The following is a 17,072-nucleotide window of genomic DNA, read 5'->3' on the forward strand; positions in this document are numbered from 1 at the left end:
AGTGCGCAGACATGCGACATCACTTGTCGCTGACCGCATCCTCATAGGCTTGACGGAACTCTTTCGAGAACACCTCCAAGAACGCCTCTGCCGACCCCTCAGCAACACCGCTGAACTGCTTCTCGTAGGCTTTCCAAAGTGCCGCTTCGCGTTGGCCGGGCATCACTTTTGACAGCAATCCGCTGCTCTCCGTCCGTTCGCTTATCGAAGCGGGAGAGAAGCGGTTGATGGTTTCGCGCAGCGCCCCCTGCATCGCTTTGAGCGTGGCGATCTGGTGCGCTTGCAGGTCGCGATACGAATCTTCGATCGCCTGTTCTGCCTCCATGTAGCCGCGCAGCTTGGGGTTCAGCATCATCTGCAATGCCTGATCGACATTGCGCGCAAATTTGAGCGGATTGTTGCCATCGAAACGGAGTTGCGTCGCGCTGGCTCCCATCTCGTCCTTGGCACGTGCACGCGCTTCGAGCAGGATCATCAAGCCTGCGAGCAAGTGGCGCAGCATTCGCCCGGCTTTGGCGGCGGCTTCTTCCTCACTGATCTCAACTTGGGTTGAGGCAACGCCCAGAGCGCTCAAGAGAGCTGCATATGACGCGTCTGGTCCAGCAGACGGGGCGGAAGGCGGCGGCGCACTTTGAGTTGGAGCGGCTTGCGGCGGCGGAGACGCTGGAGGCTGACCGCCGGAATATGCCGTGGGTTCAGCGGCGGCCTGATCATTGCTGCGAGGAGGGACGGTAGTGTCCTGATCCAATGGCTCGGCCTGAACCGGAGGCGTACCATCGAGCGGACCCCCGAAAGGATCACTCCCACGACCCGTTTCCTGAGACCCCTCAAGCGGTCCGCCGAAGGGGTCTTTGCCAGGCGGCGGTGCTTGGGGTGAACTTTCCAGAGGGCCGCCAAACGGATCACTCGATGGTGCAGCATTACTGTCGGACGAACCGTCCAGTGGTCCTCCGAACGGGTCACTCGTCGGTGCAGGATTTCCCTGTTCAGGCCCGCCCAACGGACCACCAAACGGATCTTTGCTTGGCGCGGGCAGGTTCTCCGGCTCCTGACCAGCGAGCTTGCCGGGTTCGATCGGCGCAAAGCCATCATCAGCTTGCTTCTTCGCCGCTGCCAAGGGAGCAAACCCGCCGCCCTCGGTCTCCGGTCCAACAGCAAACGGATCGAATTCGGGATCGACGGTCCACGATGCGTTCGACCAGTCCACCTGATTCGATCCGGCGAACGTGTCGAAGATATCGTCTGCGCTTTGTTCGTGGGTCGACTTGCTGCCGTCTTCGGACCAGCCGGAGGATCGCTCGGGAGCTGGGCCACCGAGATCCCAGCCGCCATCGTCGGCGAAGTCGGGAGTAGCTGGTCGTCGGCCAGTCGGCCGCGATCCGGGGACTTCATCCCATCCAAGGAACTCTGGGCCTTTGCGGGATGCCTCATCGGCAGCTTGCGAGGCCTCATGCCGGTCCAGAGCAGGTCCTGAAAGCTTGGCTTCGACGATGTAAGGGCCCAACCGGAATCGGTCGCCCGGCGCAATTTTGTGCGAACCGGAAATGCGCTCTGTTGCATCGCCGAGGAATGTACCGTTGGTGCTGTCGTCGATCAGAAAGTAGTCGTTCTGCCGGTATTGAACCTCGCAGTGCCGCCCCGACAGAGTCCGCGTGTCGTCTGGCAACGACCATTCGCATGTCATCGAACGTCCGATGATCGCGCCGCGATCACGCAGCACCAGTTCGGTCGGGCTGCCGTTATCGAGCGCCGTGCGATTTACGATTCGAAGGGTCAGCGTCATGTCGTGGTGAGAGCCTCTCGACCACGTGCGGCGACTTTGTCGGCCAAGTCAAGCGTCTGGTTGGCAAGTTCCGGCTGAGCCTTGATATGGCTCGCAATCGCTGACTGGAGCGCCCCGCCGATCAAACTTCCGCAGATATTGGAATCGCTTGTGACCGGCGCATTTTCCTCTGGCCCAATCGAACCACCTGAAAAGAATATCGCCAGCCCGATCAGTGTTTCGGGCCATTCGCCGCTGGATGAGTCCGCCAGTTCGTACATTGCGCGGCGGTTTTCATCGTCCGGTTCGCCGACCCAGCGGAATGCTGCATCTCGTAGCAGTTGACGACGCGCGAAATCGGGATCGCTTTCTTCCAGTTTCGGCAATGCATGAAGCGCCCAGTCGATCGCTTCCAGCTTGGGCAAGGCCGCCGCAGCGTAAGCGATCGCCATGAAAGGATCGTCACCTTTCCGCAGGCTCTGGAAATAATCTTGCGGCGCCACACCCTCTTCCGGCCACACCGCCTTGGGCAGATTCGCCTCCTCGGCGATCTGGCGCGCTGCGCTCCACAAGACAATGGTCCATTGGGTCATGGTCGCTTCCCCCTGCGATACCATTGGCGGTCTCCGGCGGAGACCAGCCAAAAGCTCGATCAATTGATCTTAATCAGGGCGCCCTTCTCGGTCAAAATGCCGCCTGCGGAAACCTCGGTCATGGCGTCGCCTTTGAAGTTCGCCATGAGCGCTTTTGCGTCCAGATTGGTCGGCGTCAGCTTCACCGAACTGTTGCCAACCTTGAGCTCGATTTCCTGCATCGCTTCGATCTTGATCTTGCCCATGCTAGCCTTAATCGAGATGTTGCCCATATCGACGGTCAGAGAGTCATCACCCTTATTGATCTTGGTATCGCGGCTGCCTTCGGTAATGGTGTTTTTCTCGTTCTTTTTGAGCTCGTACTCTTTGTTGCCGTCAATTTTGACCTTCTCGTCCTCTTTGACGTAGCGATCGCGATTGAAGCCGACCTTGAGTACCTCGTTGTGGCCGATATGCGTGCTGGTGTCGTAGCGCACGCGGACATTCATATCGCGTTCGGCGTGGACGAAGATCTCTTCGTCGCCGCCTTTGTCTTCGAACCGGATTTCGTTGGCCAATGGTTCGCCGGTGTCGAGGCTCTCAGCTTGTGTGTAGGCTTTCTGTGCACCGTAAGTGAGCGTGCGCCAGACCGCGCGTGTCTTGTTGGCTGGCAGATCGTAGACCGGCATGTGTTCCTGATTGAACACGCGTCCGGTAACGACAGGTTGGTCGGGATCGCCGTGAAGGAAATCAACAATAACTTCGTGACCCACGCGTGGCAGGATCACGTTACCGAGCCCGCCTGTCTGCGAGACGCGGATCCAGCAGGTTGAGTTTTCGTCAGCCGTGTTGGCGCGGTCCCAATGGAAGCGCACCTTTATCCGTCCATATTCGTCGGTGTAGATCGTCTCACCGCTCGGTCCGGTCACGATCGCGGATTCGACCCCGACTACGCGCGGCTTTTCGGTGCGTCGCTCGGCGCGGAACTGAGTCTTGGCAGGTATTGCGACGAAGCTGATGAAGTCGGTGTCGGTTTCGCTGCCCGAGGCATTGTAGGCCGCGGTCTGCAAGATGTGCTGGGTCGAGATGACCAGATATTCGCCATTCAGGCGTTCGGTCGGGTGAAACTTCACATTGATCGTCGATCCGGCATGCATCCCTTTGGCGGAGGTCTTGCCAAGATAGGTCTGTCGCAGCGATCTGAATTCCTCGAGTCGCACTTTGCTCAGCCGCTTGGCGCGCGCTTCCTCGATGAATTGGCCGGGATATTCGTAGTGTTCGCTCTTGTCCGAGGGGTGATCCGAGCTGTCAGTGGCTTTGCCGTCGACCGCGAGTTCAGGCTTCTTGAAGTCGTAGTCGCGCAGGGAAACTTTTTCGTGACCGGTGCTGGCCACACGCTCAACAAAGCTTTCAAGAATGTGGTGACCGCCGAGACTATCGCCGGCTTTGTAAGATTGGCCTGACGTAGCCGCCGCATTGAAAGCAAGCGTTTCAACAGAACCGGGTTTGTGCGTGCCGGCCTTGTCGCAAATCACCATCGTGTGTTTCTGTTCGCTGTGTTCGTAGAAGTAATAGAGCCCTTCCTGCTCCATCAAGCGTGACAGGAAATTGAAATCGCTTTCGCCGTATTGCACGCAATATTCGAAAGCTTCGTAGGTCTCCGAAACCCGCAACTCAAAATCACTGACGCCTGCGTTTCCAAACACCTCTTTGATGATGTCGATCACCGACTTTTCCTGGAAGATCGCGTAACCGCGTCGGCTGTCCATGAAATGGGTGAAGGGAGCGAGGATGAGGCTATAGAAAAATCCGTCGCCATCTTCGTGGAGATGATTGGCTTCGACCAGCGTGCCGTTGAACACCCGGGCTTCGTCGGTGTCCTCTGTCAGAGTGACAGCAATTTTCTCGCCGAGATGCGGCGCGAGATCGATCTCGCCCAGTGTGGCGGCGATCTGCACTTCTATGCGGAAAGGTTCCGAAAGCGACTCGGAGGCCGTCATGGTGATGAACTCGACCTGCTCGCCGCCTAGGCCAGCTGTCAGTTTTGCTTCGCGAAATTCTGACGTCATTCCCGGAAATCCCCTGAACCGTCTTTCAATCCTGCGACCCGGAGACGCTGTTACGTCTTTACCGACTGGTGGAAACGATCATGCGATCGCCACTTCGTATCACAGATAATCAATTAGAGCCTCACACTACAAGCAAAGAGAGTCCAGCGCTTGTAAGATTGAGCGCATTTTTTGCGGCGATCGCGATTCGCCATGAATTGAAGCCAGTCTTGCGCCGCTCGGGCGGCAGTCCCGCTTTTTCAAAAGAATCGACCGCGACCGCCAAATTCCGGCAAAAACATACAATCTAACTGCGCGACTCGGAGCTATTACACTGCTCAACGATACTGGATTCTCAGCAAGCGATTGAGAATCAAAGTTATACGTGCGAAGGATTAGCGGGCCAAGCCGATCAGCCTGTGCCTGTTGTTCAGTTTTCTAGGCGGAATGCCTTGATTCGGGACAGGGCCATCGGGACGGTCGGAGCGGTTGCGTTCAACTTGTATCAATGGGACTGGGATGATAGTCCGATTGACAGCAAAAGGGCCGGTAGAGCCCGGATCGGCCGCATCTAGAATTTTACTCCCTGTGTCGGGGGGACACTACTTGTGGAGCTGTATGATGAAACTTCCAATTTCGATTCTGACGCTCGCTGCGGCTATCGCACTGCCAGGCGCAGCTTCGGCGCAGCAGGCGGATCCTGAGCGTGTGGCGCAGATGCGCTGCGAGCTTCTCGATATTTGCGGTGACGTTGCTCAATCAGAGAATGAGCGCGTTGACGAAACCATTGATGGTCAGGAATCGCGCAGCGGCTTGATGGGTTCGGCTGATATCCGCGCCGCTCGTCGTCAAACGACGCAGGCAGCAGCACGGCCTTCGACCCGCCGGGTTTCGACCGCGAGCAACTCGCGCCGCGTGAATCGCACCCGCCGCGTTCCGACTACCCAAACCGCCGGGCGCGGTGTGACGGCTGCTCCAGCGGTTGCCATCACTGATGAGCTGAAGGCAAAGGTCAGTGGTCGTTCGAAGCTGTTTGTGACCTTCGGGACCAATTCTTCGACGCTCACTTCGGCTGCCAAGTCGGAAATCGCCAGCCTTGTCGCTGTCCTTGAAGAATCGAAGGCTGCCGGAAGCCCGGTCAAACTTCGGATCGAAGGGCACGCCAGCGCAACCGGCGGTGAGGCGATCAATCTACCGCTCTCGCAAAAGCGTGCGGCGTCTGTCCGTGAGGCTCTGATCGCGGCGGGGATCGATGCCGATCAGCTGGTTTCCGAAGGGTACGGTAGCGCCAAGCCGCTTGACGACACCAAGCCAACCGATCGTGTCAATCAGCGGGTCGAAGCCGTCATAATTGACTGATCGGCTTATTCCCGGGGGTGGGGCGTGAAATCGCTAGTACAACTTCTACTTCCCGTGTCGGACGAAGCTCCGGCCGGCGAAGATTTGGACGAGAGCAACGAGTTCGATCGTCTGCGCACAGCGTTTGAAGCGAATTTCGCTTACGACGCGCGCGTCTCCGAGCCGGATCCGGACGGGCCCGAGCCAGAGCGGGTTGATTGGGATGAGCTGCTCGAACTGATTGAAGAGCTAAGCGACAAGACCAAGGACCTGTTTCTGGCTGTTGCTTACGCTCGCTGCGGCTTTGCGTTGCAGAATGCGGAAGTCGTCGATCATGGCCTGCAATACACAGCGGGTTTGCTCGAAGAGCATTGGGACTCGGTCTATCCAACGCTGGATGGCGATTATGGCCCTGCTGGCCGCGCCTTGATCTGTGAAGATCTAGCCAAGCGCGGCGCGTTCGGATTGCCGTTTCTCCAGCTGCCGATCATGGACGATGGGCGGGGCCGCGTAACCGCTGGTGAACTGATTGATGTCGGAGAAGATGGCGCCGCTGCGGAAGCCTATCCCGAAGTCATGCGCATGCTTGATCAGATGGATGACGAGCAGAAGGAAGAGATTGCTGCGCGTCTGACCTCGTTCCAGACTTCGTTTGACGAGATTGAGGCCGCGTTCAAGGAAAAGAGCGAAGAGGAAGTTCCTGACTTCTCTGTCACGCGCGAGTTCATCGGGAAGGCATCATCGGCCTATGCCGGGCTAACCGGCGCCGATACGGGCGAGGAAGAATCGGCTGGTGAAGACGCTGCATCAATGCCCGCATCGGGAGGCGGCGATGCTGGTCCCGCGCTTAGCGGCGCGGTGCGATCTCGCGATGACGTGGTCAAGGCATTGACTGCGGTCGAACAGTATTACGAGCGGGCGGAGCCTGGGCATCCGGTCAAAGTTGCTGTTGCTCGCCTGCGCGGCTGGGTAACCAAGGATTTCATGGAGATACTTGAAGACATTGTCCCCAATAGCGTGGATGATGCGAAAAACGTTTTGCTTGAACGGGATGATATGGAATGATGCTCGGGAAAATAATTGAACCTTCCCGGGTCCGCATCCGATTCGAAATTACCGCACAATCGGCAGTGGCCGGTTGGTACTGAGCTAAGAAGGGGAAGTCTCAATGGCAGATTCAGGGCAAAAATTCATCAGCCGGAATCGCTCGCCGCGTGTCCATATCTCGTATGACGTGGAAACCTATGGTGCGCGCAAGTCGGTTGAATTGCCGTTTGTCATGGGCGTCATCTCCGATCTTTCAGGCAAGAGCGAAGTTGCCAAGAAAGATCTGAAGGATCGCGATTTCACTGAATTCGATGTCGATAATTTCGACAAGCGGATGGCCGCAATCGCACCGCGCGCGGCGTTCATCGTCGACAACGAAATCGAAGGCGAAGGCAAACTTGGCGTCGATCTTACGTTCAAGAAGATGGATGACTTCGAGCCTGGCAAGATCGCCGAGAACGTTCCTGCTCTCGCGAAGCTGCTCGAAGCGCGCCAGCAACTGAACGACCTGCTGATCCACATGGATGGCAAGCAGGACGCGACCGAATTGCTCGATAAGGTGCTCAAGGATGAGAACCTGCTCAAAGCTTTGAGCGAGGCGAAAGCCGCAGAAGAGCCTGCGGATGACGGCGCTGAAGCAGAAAAGACCGAAGACTAAGCGCCCGTTCAGGGCATGCCTCGCAGTTTGAGACTGCGCGGCCATTAAGGTGGGTTACGGAGGAATAGATGGCTACTGATGCTGGCAAACTAGAAGAAGGGCAGGAAGCTCAAGAGGCGATCGCGATTGACGATTTTGCCGAGCTGATCCAGCGCGACTTCAAGCCGCGGTCCGACGATAGCCGCGACAAGATCAAGGAAGCCGTCGGTACGCTGGCGCAGCAGGCGCTGTCCGGTGCAGTCAAGATGGGCGACGATGTCTTCTCGACCGTCGACCGGATGGTTGCCGAGATCGACAGCAAGCTGTCGCAGCAGATGAATGCAATCCTGCACAACCCTGAATTCCAGGCTCTCGAATCCGCGTGGCGCGGGCTCGATTATCTGATTTCGGGTAGTGAGACTGGTGCCGACCTGAAGATTCGAGTGCTGAATATCAGCCGCTCGGAACTCTCTTCGATGTTCAAGCAGTATCGCGGTACCGCCTGGGATCAGAGCCCGCTGTTCAAGAAGGTTTATGAGCAGGAATTCGGTCAGCTCGGCGGCACGCCATACGGCGCTTTCGTTTGCGACCTGCAGTTCGACCATACATCCAAAGACCTCGCGGTAATGAAGGGTTTGGCCCGTATCGGCGCGGCCTCGCACGCACCGATTATCGCGGCGGCGGATTCGAACCTGATCGGTATGGATGACTGGACCGAAGTTTCGGACCCTCGCGATCTGGCCAACCGTTTCGATACGACCGATCACATGGCGTGGAATTCGTTCCGCAGCTCGGACGACAGTAAGTATCTCGCGCTGACGATGCCGCGCATACTTGGCCGTGCGACTTACACCGTCAAAGACAATCCGATCGAAGAATTCGAGTTCGACGAGGTCACCAATGGCGACCACGACAAGCACCTTTGGGTGAATTCGGCCTACGCAATGGGCGTGCGCATCAATGCCGCATTCCGCGAATTTGGCTGGTGCACGCGGATCCGCGGCGTCGAATCTGGCGGTACGGTTGAGGAACTGCCGATGGCGACCTTCCCGACCGACGAAGGCGGGGTCGATCAGAAATGCCCGACCGAAGTGGCCATCTCCGATCGCCGCGAAGCCGAACTTTCGGATCTTGGCCTCCTGCCGCTGATCCACCGCAAGGGTACGACCGACGCGACCTTCATCGGCGCACAGACGGTTCACAAGCCCGCCAAATATGACGATCCGAATGCGACCGCGAATGCGCGTCTCGCGGCTCGTCTGCCTTACCTTTTCGCCAGCTGCCGCTTCGCACACTATCTCAAATGCATGGTGCGCGACTGGGTTGGCGGAACCCGCGAAGGTCCGCAGCTTCAAGCGGACCTGAGCGATTGGGTTCACCAGTATGTTACGGCGGATCCCGATTCGTCGTCAGAAGAGACCAAAGCTCGGTTGCCGCTCAAGCGGGCCGAGGTGAAGGTGGAACCGGATCCTGAGAATCCGGGGTATTATAAAAGCCGCTTCCTGTTCGTACCGCACCACCAGTTGGAAGGTATGGATGTGAGTGTCAGTATGGTGTCGCAACTACCCCAGGGACAGGGATAATCCTGCCTTGGGCACTACCAAACCACTCAATCTGAGGGAGAAATGAAATGGAAGTTTCGGTTTTTCTGAAACTTGACGGCATCGAAGGTGAAGCCACCGACGATGGTCACGAGAATGAAATCAAGCTGAGCAGTTGTAGCTTCTCTGCTTTCAACTCGTCGTCGTACAACAATGCTTCGAAAACGGTGTCGAAAGGCCAAGCCAATATGGGCGACATCGCCTTCACCAAGGAAGTCGACAAAACGTCGGTGTCCTTGTTCAAGGCGTGTGCTTCTGGCAAGGTCATTCCGAAGGGCGTGATTTCGTTCCAGTCTAACGTTGGCGACGACAAGAAGATCGATTTCCTCAAGTATGAACTCGACAACGTCGTGATCAATACGTACAACTTCTCTGCATCGCAGATGGCCGACGAAAGCGGCAGCGTCACCTACGCGAAGATCAAACAGATCTACGACCAGCGTGACGAGAAGGGTACTTCCAAGGGCAAGGTCGAAGGCTTCTTCGACGTCCTGCAGAACAAGGCTGGTTGAGGCGCGAAAGCGCTTTGAAAAGCTATGTCACAAGCTGATGAATTGCTCGCCAGTGGCGATATCGCTGGCGCTCGCAAGCAGCTGATTGAAGAGGTGCGTGCGAATCCGGGAGACATCCCGATTCGCATGTTCCTCTTCCAAATCTTCGCGCTGCTCGGTGATTATGAACGTGCCAAGGCACAGCTGGAAACGATAGCCAAGCTGGACCCTGAGGCGCGCATGCTCGCGGTTGCTTACAACCAATGCATGGACGCCGAAGAGAAGCGCGCTCGTATTTTTGCCGGCGAAGAAGCTGCTCCGATCCTTGCCAAGGTCGAGTGGGGCAATGCCCTCGCCGACGCGTTGCAGGCGCGCCAACAGGGCGCGGCCAATGCTGACGCACTCTACGCTGCCGCTTTCGATGCTGCGCCCACCAGCGCAGGCAAGACGGATAGCGGTCTCGAATTCGAATGGATGGCGGATGCCGATCCGCGCCTCGGTCCCGCGACCGAAGCGATCATCGCCGGTAATTACGGTCTGGTCCCGTTTGCCGCGCTCGAAGACCTGACAATCAACGAACCGGTTGATCTGCGCGATACGATCTGGGTTCAGGCCGAGTTTGGCATGGCTCAGGGCGCGCGCGTCGCAGGTTTCATCCCGGCACGGTATCCAGGCAGTGAAAAGGCCGATGACCCCGCGATCATCCGCGGGGTTTCTACCGCATGGACCGGCGATGATGAGAACGGTTATTGCCTCGGCCACCGGCTCTTTGCGTTCTCGGACGGATCGGAAATTCCCTTGCAGCAATTGCGCAAAGTCGAGTTCCGCAGCGCCTGAATATGCCGGCCAAAATCCGCCTCACCCCGACTTTGTTCGACAAGCTCGTGTCGGGCAATGATTTCGGCGGACTGTCCGATGAAGACTCGATGCCGACCGTGGCGCGCGAAGACTTTCGAAATTTCGCAGTCGCCAATGTCGAACGGTTCACTGAGAAGTCGCTGAGATCGTCGATCAAGCGCGACCTTGTCTGGTTGCTCAACACGATCGCTTTTGAATCCGCGCAAGACTTGTCGGAGCATTCGCGCGTGCAGGAATCAGTGCTCAATTACGGCGTACGCGATTTTGCTGGGCGCTCGCAGGGTATCGCCTCTGAACGCGAACAGGCCAGAGCTATTCGCCGGGCAATCCGGCGGTTTGAACCTCGGCTCGATCCCAAGTCCCTGCGCGTCGAACCGCAAGGGCGGGCCGACAGTCCCGGTAAGGTCAGCTTTCTGATCGAAGGCGAGATCCTGGGCGGGCCTCAGCTTATGCCGATCCGGCTCAAAACCGATGTCGATCTTGAAAGCCTGACAGTCGAGGTGCGCGAGTAATGGATCCTCGCCTGATCGACTTCTATGAGGCCGAGCTCGAATATTTGCGGGCGCAATCGCTCGAATTCGCGGAAACTCACGAAACCGTTGCGACACGGTTGGGCTTGAACAGCACCGACCGCGATCCGTATGTCGAGCGGCTACTGGAAGGTGTGGCGTTCCTGTCGAGCCGCGTTCACCTCAAGATCAACGACCAGTTTCCCGAGTTTACGCAGCATCTGCTGCAAGCGGTGCAGCCGCATTATCTTGCGCCCACCCCTTCGATCTGTGTCGCGGCGTTCGAACCTACGCCGGGCGACCCCGGTCTGGTCAAAGGCCACACAGTGCCGCGCCGCACCCGGTTGACCGCGGAACCTCCCGGCAGCTCGAACACACCGGTATTCTTTGAAACCGGTCATGAAGTGACCCTTTGGCCGATCAAACTGACCGGCGCAGAATATGTCGGCAGCCGCGCCGCCGCGTCGAAATTCGCGGCCAAGGCTGGTGTAAGAGCGCACGCAGCCCTTACTCTGCGATTCGAACCACAAGATGGTATCGATCTGACAACGGTCGAAGCCGATGAACTCGATATCTATATCGACGGTGGAGAGGGCGTTCCCAACGAGCTCTATCGCCAGATTGTCGGCGAAGCGATTGCGGTGGTGGCGCGCCCGTTAGATTCTGCCGGTGACGAATTCGCACTGCTCGATCTGCCGCAAGAGCATGGCTTTGGCGAGGATTGCGGCCTGTTGCCGTCCGACGGGCGCACCTTGTCCGCCTATCGCACACTGACTGAATACTTTGCATGTCCCGAGCGGTTCCGCTTCACCAAACTGCGTTCGCTGCGCAAGGCATTCGCCCTGTCGAAGAAAGCGGTCGAGGTCACGATCCTGTTCTCGCGCTCCTCCGATGTGCTCGTGCAATCGGTCAGTGAGCGGAATTTCAAGCTCTATGCCTCGCCCGCGATCAACCTGTTTGAAAAGCAGCTCAGCCGCATTCCCTACAGTGAGACCGAGCATGAGTTCAAAGTCGTCGCCGACCGCGATGGGCCGCTCGAATACGAGGTCTACAGGCTGCTCAAGGTCGAAGCATTCGACCGCGAAAATCAGGACCCACGTGAGGTTGCGCCGCTCTATGCGTTCGGGTCGCTGCTTTACGATTATCGCTCGGCCTTGTTCTACACCAACCGGATCCGCATGCGGCGCCTTTCCCGCAAAGAGCGGCGTTTGCGCGGGCGCGAAGACTATGTCGGGACCGACACGTTCATCTCGCTGACCAGTCCGGGCGATCCGTCGAGGCTGGAGAACATTCATGATCTGGCGCTTCGCGCTCTGGTTACAAATCGCGAACTGCCGATGGAGCTCAAATTCAGCGGCGACAGCCATCTGTCCGTGGCAGGCATCCCGGCGCGTGCGATCAAGGTCGTGCGCTCGCCCAGCGCGCCGCTCCCACCGCTTGGTATTGGCGATGCGGCCTGGCGGGTGATTGGGCATCTGACGCCCAACTACGCCACGCTTGTCGGCGAAGCCGGCAAAGATGGTGAGATCCTGCGCAATCACCTCGCACTGTATGGTCGTCCTGATGATCCCGTGATGCGGTCGCAGATCGACGGTATCGTCTCGGTGAAGGGTTCGCATGTGACCCGCCGTGTTCCAGGGCTAGGCCGCATGGCTCTCGCGCGCGGGCTAAAAATCGATATCGAACTCGATGATGCCGCCTTCGATCAGGCGCGCATGTTCCTGTTCACCGCCGTGGTGGAGCGGTTCCTGTCCGGCTTTGTGACTGTGAACTCCTTCACCGAAACCCATTTCCACACCAAGCTGCAGGGGGAAATTGCTGCATGGCCGCCGAGGATCGGCACCCGCGAGCCTATCTGACCTTTGCTCAGGAGGCGGCGAAAAAGCCGAAACGCTTCAGCCTGTTCGCGCTGGTGCGGGGCCTCGCCGCGCGCGCGCTGGACAAGCCGCCGGTTGGGCGCAGCAAGCTGCCCGATCAGGACATCGTTCGGTTGCGGCAGATCGCGCACACGCATTTTCCAGGGCCGACGCTTGGCGAGATCGAAATCAAGAATGGGCGCGCAGAAGCAGGTGGTTATTGGCTCGGTCTGACCGGCCCAATGTCGCCGCTTCCGCTGCACTTCACCGAATTCGCAGCCTATGAACGGAAATATGCGAAGGAACGCCCGTTCGGCGATTTTCTCGACATGCTGGCGAGTCGGTTCCTGCAATTGTTCTACCGGTCTTGGGCAGTCTCCCAGCCAGCAGTGCAGGCCGACCGTCCCGAACATGATCGTTTCGCGAGCTACGTCGATCGCCTGACAGGCGCGACCGAGGGTGCTGGTGAGCACAACTCTTTCCCGGCTGGGGCGAGGCTCCATTATGCTGCGCTATTTGCGTCGCGGCGTAGTGCGGGAGCGATCGAAGGCGGACTGCGCCATTTGCTTGGATTGCCCGTGACTTTGCGCGAATTCGTGCCCGTCAGGCAGGATATCGATCCATCCGATCAGACCCGGCTTGGTATGCAGCATTGCGGATTAGGTGAGGCGGTGCTTGGCGCCCGCGTCTACATGGTAACCGACAATTTCGAGGTGCAAATTACTGCCAGCGACATTGGCGAGTTCCGCCAATTGCAGCCCGATGGCGCGATGTTCCGCGTGGCTGCCGAAGCTCTTGATGCGCTTTCGCCTTCGCATCTTGAATGGGGCATCACCTTGGCCCTGCCGCAATCCAAGGTGGAACCTGCGCGTCTCAACGGGCAGGCGCGGCTTGGCTGGTCTTCGTGGGTGGGGACCGACACGGCAAAAGCTGCCAACGACGATTTACGAAAAGATGTGCATTTGCGCCGCTCAGCGATGAACTATCGCGCGGGCGGAGGACTTTAAGGGGTAATGCGATGACCGAGATTAGCCGTTCCGCGCTGTTTGGGCGCCTCAATCCGACCGCTTTGAAGGCTATCGAAAGCGCGACGGGTTTCTGCAAGATGCGCGGTAATCCGTATGTCGAGTTGGTACACTGGCTGCATATTCTGCTGCAGGATTCGCAGAACGATCTCGCTGCGATCCGCACCGCTTTCAATATCGACGACACGCAGTTGGCGCGCGATACGGTTCAGGCGCTCGATGCGCTGCCGCGCGGGGCAAGCGCGATCTCCGACTTCTCGCCGCAGATCGAAGAGGCGATTGAGAAGGGCTGGCTTTACGCTTCGCTGCAATTCGGCGCTGCCAAGGTACGCACCGGCCATTTGCTGTTCGGAATGCTCAAGACGCAAACGCTCAGTAACGCCTTGCAGAATATCAGCCTCGAGTTTCGCAAGGTCGAGGCCAACCGTTTGGCGGCGGATTTCGAACGGCTTACGAACGGCTCCACCGAGACTACGCAAGTGTCTGGCGGAACGAGCGAAGCCGGTGCAACGGCGGGTGAGCCGGGCGCGGGCACTCCCGGCGAGGGCGGTGCGCTGGCGCAGTTCTCTGTCGACCTCACCCAGCAGGCGCGTGACGGAAAGATCGAAACGATCATCGGCCGCGATGCAGAAGTCCGGCAAATCGTCGATATCCTGCTGCGTCGCCGTCAGAACAACCCGATCCTGGTCGGCGAAGCTGGGGTCGGAAAGACTGCTGTGGTCGAAGGATTCGCCAAACGGATCGCCGAAGGCGATGTGCCGCCATCTTTGCAGGGGGTCACTCTGCGCGCACTCGATATTGGGATGATGCAGGCGGGTGCGAGCGTGAAGGGCGAGTTCGAAAAACGCCTGCGCTCGGTGATCGACGAAGTCGAAGGCTCGGCCACCCCGATCATCCTGTTTATCGACGAGATTCACACGTTGGTTGGCGCTGGCGGTTCCGCCGGGACAGGCGATGCGGCCAACCTGCTCAAGCCGGCTTTGGCACGCGGCAACCTGCGCACGCTCGGCGCGACGACCTATGCCGAGTATCGCCAATATTTCGAGAAAGATCCGGCGCTGACGCGCCGGTTCCAGACTGTCGACATTGGTGAGCCGGACCGCGACAAAGCGATCCTGATGATCCGCTCGATCGCGCCGATGATGGAAGACCATCACCAGATTGTCGTGCTGGATGAAGCGGTTGATGCCTCTGTGACACTATCGCAGCGTTACGTTCCAGCGCGTCAATTGCCCGACAAGGCAGTTAGCTTGCTTGATACGGCGGCAGCGCGCGTTGCGGTGTCGCAGCATGCGACCCCGGCGCGGGTCGAGGACCGCGCGCGCAAACTCGAACTGCTTGAAGTGGAGCGCGAGGTCGTCGAGCGGGAGCGCGGCGCCCAATATCGCTCGGATGATCGGCATGAGAAGATTCTGGCTGAAATCGAGGAGGCGAAAGCCGCTTTGGAAGTGGCTCAGACCAAGTGGGATGCAGAAAAGGAGGCGCTCGCGAAAGTGGTTGAAGCCCGTCAGGCGCTGACCAAAGCGCGAGGCGTGGAGAGCACATCTGACCAAGCTGAGGATGGTCACAGCGAACCAGAAGAGGGCACAGCCGACACTGAGGCCGCGCAAGAGCCGGCGAACGAACCGACAAGCGAACCTGCTTTGCCGGAAGCGGAGTGCGAAGCCAATCTCGCTGCTGCGCTCGCCGATTTGGAAAAGGCGCAAGGCGACGATCCGATGGTGTTTGGTGTGGTGGATGCCGATGCGGTATCCGCCGTTGTTGCCGACTGGACCGGCATTCCCGTGGGCCGGATGGTCAAGGACGAGATCAGATCGACCCTCGACCTTGCCGATCGCATGAAGCAGCGTGTTATCGGTCAGGATCACGCGATGGATGCGATTGCCAAACGGATTCAGACCAGCCGCGCAAAGCTCGACAATCCCAACAAACCCGTCGGTGTGTTCATGCTGTGCGGTCCGTCGGGCGTCGGTAAGACCGAGACCGCCGTGGTCCTTTCCGAACTGCTGTTCGCAGGCGAGGAATCGATGATTACGATCAATATGAGTGAATTTCAGGAGGCGCATACCGTCTCGACACTCAAGGGCGCGCCCGCAGGGTACGTCGGGTACGGACAGGGCGGCGTGCTGACGGAAGCCGTGCGGCGCAGGCCGTATTCGGTCGTGCTGCTCGATGAAGTCGAGAAAGCGCACCCGGACGTCCACGAGATGTTCTTTCAGGTGTTCGACAAAGGCTTCATGAACGATGCCGAAGGTCGCTACATCGATTTCAAGAACACGCTGATCCTGCTCACCAGCAATGTCGGCACCGATCTGATCATGGATATGGCGGCTGACCCGGAACTGGCTCCTGAGCCAGAAGCGATGGCGACCGCACTACGTCCCGAATTGCTCAAGGTGTTCCCACCAGCGTTGATCGGACGCACTGTGCAGCAGGCGTTCTTCCCGCTGGACAAGGACATGCTGGGCAAGATCGTCGACCTGCAACTGGGCCGTATCAAGAAGCGGATTGCAGGCAATCACAAGATCGAAATGGTCTATGGCCAGGACGTGATCGACCTGATCGTGTCACGCTGCAACGACGCCGATTCCGGTGGCCGGATGATCGACAACATTCTCACCAACACAATGCTGCCGGAAATGTCGGTCCAACTGCTCGAAAAGCAGATGGATGGGCTGGAAGTCACTAAAATCGAAGTGAAGGCCGGAGATGCCGGTTTCGAGTATGAGTTCGGCTAGCTCCTGAAGAGGCTGGTTCCCTGACCACACCAGTGAATGAGCCGAGAACCTGGAGCGAATGTGATCCGGCCAATCGGGTCATCGGCCCCGAATTCCGCCCGCCCGTGGTCGCGAAATGCCACACGGCGGTTGGCGCGGGAGCCGTGACGCCAGCACGATGAATGAAGACTTCCGCGTTGGGGAAGTTGTCCCCACGCACCAGCCCGCCATAGACAAGGTTGTTGCCGACCAAGGTGACGCTGAAATCGATGAAGGTGTCGATATCCGGTGCGGCTGGAATTAGCGGCAAGGCCCCTGCCGTTTGCACTGTGAACTTGAGCTCGCGCGATGTGTGCACCAGTTTGGTGACTTCGCAGCTTGTGTCGCCCGTCTTTTGGCGACTGGGCCAGCGTACGTGATAGGATACGCCTGAGCTGCCAACGCCCTCTGCGGTTCCAGCTATCGGATCAAATTCGACGACGCCTCGGGTTCTTGCGGTTCCTTCATAGTCAGGCACCGACCTGCCATCGCCGTGAAATCCGCCTCCGAACGAATTGAATGGTGCGTACCGGCGAAAGTCTAGAACCCAGCTCATCGTGATCTCCCCAAGT

General features: G+C 58.5%; 14 protein-coding genes. 10 read left to right on the plus strand and 4 right to left on the minus strand.

The annotated features are described in order from the left end of the window. Nucleotides 1–19: 19 nt before the first annotated feature. Genes tagH through Q0837_RS00070 form a run of 3 tightly spaced genes read right to left on the minus strand, consistent with a single transcriptional unit; the run spans nt 20 to nt 4,403 of the window. On the minus strand, nt 20–1,783 hold the full coding sequence (tagH, locus tag Q0837_RS00060; protein ID WP_298463593.1) for a type VI secretion system-associated FHA domain protein TagH: 1,764 nt from the start codon (nt 1,781–1,783) through the stop codon (nt 20–22). Further along, a complete protein-coding gene (locus Q0837_RS00065) occupies nt 1,780–2,379 on the minus strand; it encodes a hypothetical protein (RefSeq protein ID WP_298463595.1) in 600 nt (199 codons plus the stop codon). Before Q0837_RS00065 ends, tagH begins: the two co-directional genes overlap by 4 nt. A 35-nt stretch (nt 2,380–2,414) precedes the next feature. Beyond that, on the minus strand, nt 2,415–4,403 hold the full coding sequence (locus Q0837_RS00070) for a type VI secretion system Vgr family protein (RefSeq protein ID WP_298463597.1): 1,989 nt from the start codon (nt 4,401–4,403) through the stop codon (nt 2,415–2,417). A gap of 597 nt (nt 4,404–5,000) precedes the next feature. On the opposite strand from Q0837_RS00070, the gene Q0837_RS00075 reads away from it, so the two are divergent. From Q0837_RS00075 to tssH, 10 genes are all read left to right on the plus strand, one after another. Further along, nucleotides 5,001–5,741 (plus strand): OmpA family protein, encoded by a 741-nt coding sequence (locus Q0837_RS00075; RefSeq protein ID WP_298463600.1) that lies wholly within the window; start codon nt 5,001–5,003, stop codon nt 5,739–5,741. A gap of 24 nt (nt 5,742–5,765) precedes the next feature. After that, nucleotides 5,766–6,785 carry a type VI secretion system ImpA family N-terminal domain-containing protein gene (locus Q0837_RS00080; protein WP_298463603.1) on the plus strand — a complete coding sequence of 340 codons (1,020 nt, stop codon included), beginning with the start codon at nt 5,766–5,768 and terminating at the stop codon, nt 6,783–6,785. A 103-nt stretch (nt 6,786–6,888) separates the two neighbouring features. Further along, entirely contained in the window at nt 6,889–7,425 is a 537-nt protein-coding gene (gene tssB / locus Q0837_RS00085; RefSeq protein WP_298463606.1) for a type VI secretion system contractile sheath small subunit, read from the plus strand. A 68-nt stretch (nt 7,426–7,493) separates the two neighbouring features. Next, nucleotides 7,494–8,987: a type VI secretion system contractile sheath large subunit gene (gene tssC, locus Q0837_RS00090; protein ID WP_298463608.1), complete on the plus strand. Its 1,494-nt coding sequence runs from the start codon at nt 7,494–7,496 to the stop codon at nt 8,985–8,987. 47 nt (nt 8,988–9,034) lie between these two features. Continuing rightward, on the plus strand, nt 9,035–9,517 hold the full coding sequence (locus Q0837_RS00095) for a type VI secretion system tube protein Hcp (RefSeq protein ID WP_298463610.1): 483 nt from the start codon (nt 9,035–9,037) through the stop codon (nt 9,515–9,517). Between the two features lie 24 nt (nt 9,518–9,541). Next, nucleotides 9,542–10,333, plus strand: coding sequence for a type VI secretion system accessory protein TagJ (locus tag Q0837_RS00100; RefSeq protein WP_298463613.1), 792 nt, complete (start codon nt 9,542–9,544; stop codon nt 10,331–10,333). A 2-nt stretch (nt 10,334–10,335) separates the two neighbouring features. Further along, nucleotides 10,336–10,866 carry a type VI secretion system baseplate subunit TssE gene (gene tssE / locus Q0837_RS00105; RefSeq protein ID WP_298463616.1) on the plus strand — a complete coding sequence of 177 codons (531 nt, stop codon included), beginning with the start codon at nt 10,336–10,338 and terminating at the stop codon, nt 10,864–10,866. After that, nucleotides 10,866–12,722, plus strand: a complete 1,857-nt coding sequence (tssF, locus tag Q0837_RS00110) for a type VI secretion system baseplate subunit TssF (protein WP_298463618.1) — start codon at nt 10,866–10,868, stop codon at nt 12,720–12,722. Before tssE ends, tssF begins: the two co-directional genes overlap by 1 nt. Then, on the plus strand, nt 12,686–13,726 hold the full coding sequence (tssG, locus tag Q0837_RS00115) for a type VI secretion system baseplate subunit TssG (protein ID WP_298463621.1): 1,041 nt from the start codon (nt 12,686–12,688) through the stop codon (nt 13,724–13,726). The genes tssF and tssG overlap by 37 nt, the downstream gene beginning before the upstream one ends. A gap of 11 nt (nt 13,727–13,737) precedes the next feature. Further along, nucleotides 13,738–16,482, plus strand: a complete 2,745-nt coding sequence (gene tssH, locus Q0837_RS00120; RefSeq protein WP_298463624.1) for a type VI secretion system ATPase TssH — start codon at nt 13,738–13,740, stop codon at nt 16,480–16,482. Here the strand turns inward: tssH and Q0837_RS00125 are convergent. After that, nucleotides 16,430–17,056 (minus strand): hypothetical protein, encoded by a 627-nt coding sequence (locus tag Q0837_RS00125; protein ID WP_298463627.1) that lies wholly within the window; start codon nt 17,054–17,056, stop codon nt 16,430–16,432. The two genes, tssH and Q0837_RS00125, sit on opposite strands and share 53 nt — an antisense overlap. Nucleotides 17,057–17,072: the final 16 nt, after the last annotated feature.

Origin of the sequence: uncultured Erythrobacter sp., from assembly GCF_947499705.1 — a bacterium.
In the GTDB taxonomy this organism is placed as follows: Bacteria; Pseudomonadota; Alphaproteobacteria; order Sphingomonadales; family Sphingomonadaceae; genus Erythrobacter.